Annotated in this window: 3 protein-coding genes; 2 read left to right on the top strand and 1 reads right to left on the bottom strand. The window is 49.1% G+C overall.

Going from position 1 to position 1,760, the window contains the following annotated elements:
• A partial coding sequence (locus KQJ18_RS23800; protein WP_216422925.1) for a YifB family Mg chelatase-like AAA ATPase occupies window positions 1–995 on the bottom strand: 995 nt, incomplete at its 3' end.
• Window positions 996–1,347: 352 nt separating this feature from the next.
• Here KQJ18_RS23800 and ilvL point away from each other — a divergent pair.
• A complete protein-coding gene (gene ilvL / locus KQJ18_RS23795; RefSeq protein WP_001311244.1) occupies window positions 1,348–1,446 on the top strand; it encodes an ilv operon leader peptide in 99 nt (32 codons plus the stop codon).
• A gap of 139 nt (window positions 1,447–1,585) precedes the next feature.
• A partial coding sequence (locus KQJ18_RS23790) for a thiamine pyrophosphate-binding protein (protein WP_253297560.1) occupies window positions 1,586–1,760 on the top strand: 175 nt, incomplete at its 3' end.

The raw sequence follows: 1,760 nt of genomic DNA, 5'->3' as shown, positions 1-1,760 counted from the left end.
ATTTTAGCCCGGGTGCGGGATAAATGGATCTGCCCGGACTCGATAGGTTCACGCAGGGCATCCAACGTGCGTCGCTCAAACTCAGGTAATTCATCCAGAAATAGTATGCCGTTATGCGCCAGAGAGATCTCTCCCGGCGCAGGAATAGACCCGCCACCTACCATGGCGGTTAATGAAGCACTGTGATGCGGTGAGCGAAAGGGGCGCTGCTTCCACTGTTTTTGTATCGTAGTGGAATTGACCAGGCTGAGTATCGCAGCACTTTCTAGTGCCTCATCGTTGCTAAGCGGCGGGAGTAGTCCTCTGAGGCGACTGGCCAGCATGGTCTTTCCCGTCCCCGGAGGGCCGATAAGCAGCAGGTTGTGACCGCCAGCCGCAGTGAGCTCCAACCCGCGTTTGCCTTGTTCCTGACCGATGACATCGCTCAGATCATCGGCTAATGGCTCTGGCGTGAAGTCTGCAGATAACGGTCTGTCTAAATCATGCTTCCCTTCGAGAAATGCGCATACGGACTGTAGGTGATCGGCAATCAGACACCCTTCACCATGTATCAGTCCAACTTCAGCGGCATTCTCTTTTGCGACAATAATTCTCCTGCCTGCGCGTATTGCTTCGGTTGCGCTTGAAATCGCTCCTGGAACGCCGCGTAGCGTGCCTGTAAGCGCTAATTCGCCTACCAGCTCGTAGGTATCGAGATTATGGGCTGTAAGCTGCTCAGAAGCGGCCAGAAGCGCAACTGCGATAGGTAAATCATATCGCCCTCCTTCTTTGGGAAGATCGGCAGGAGCGAGGTTAATGGTTATCTTCTTCGCCGGGAATTCATACCCACTATTAATAATCGCACTGCGAACCCGATCGCGGGCCTCTTTCACCGTTGTTTCTGGCAATCCCACCATGGTTAAACCAGGTAGACCATTGCTGATATGTACCTCAATGGTAATGGCTGGCGCATTCACGCCAAGCGCGGCGCGTGTATGAACAATCGATAGTGACATAACCCCTCCTGATGAAGGCATTATGGGGTAATACATCACGGCAAAATTTAACTTGATCGCTGATTTTAGATGCTGATTCACGTATTTTTCTGCAAATTAAATCTTTTGCATGAAACCAGGGATAACGCTCGCAAACGTATTTATGAGGTGTTGTCGCGGGGGAGTGTGTGCTCAAGCATGACCTGAAACGTGAAATATTTTCATTTTTTAATTTTTTATATAAAAAACAAGGCTATTTATCAAAACCGTTACCGGGCTCAGAAAAACGAATAAAAAAAATTCTTGTGTTATTTGCAAATTCTATGGTAACTCTTTAGGTATTCCTTCGAACAAGATGCAAGAAAATATAAAAATGACAGCCCTTCTACGAGTGATTAGCCTGGTCGTGATTAGCGTGGTGGTGATTATTATCCCACCGTGCGGGGCTGCACTTGGACGAGGAAAGGCTTAGAAAACAAGCCTTAACGAACTAAGACCCCCGCACCGAAAGGTCCGGGGGTTTTTTTTGACCTTAAAAACATACACGAGGAGCAGAAAGTGAACGGTAGCATAAAATTCTGTTTCTCAAGATTTACGGCGGGGATGTAACTATGAATGGGGCACAGTGGGTGGTACATGCGTTGCGTGCACAAGGGGTTCAAACCGTCTTTGGTTATCCCGGTGGCGCAATTATGCCGGTTTATGATGCGTTATATGACGGCGGCGTAGAACACCTGTTGTGTCGACATGAGCAGGGCGCGGCGATGGCGGCGATTGGTTATGCTC

It is taken from the genome of Citrobacter sp. S55_ASV_140 (assembly GCF_018919505.1).
GTDB classification, from domain to species: Bacteria; Pseudomonadota; Gammaproteobacteria; order Enterobacterales; family Enterobacteriaceae; genus Citrobacter; species Citrobacter werkmanii.
The sequence above is the reverse complement of the archived record's forward strand: the minus strand, read 5'-3'. Positions and strand labels throughout refer to the sequence as shown.

Coding starts and splice junctions, on each gene's coding strand:
- ilvL (WP_001311244.1), top strand. CDS start 1,348: ATGACAGCCCTTCTACGAGTGATTAGCCTGGTCGTGATTAGCGTGGTG.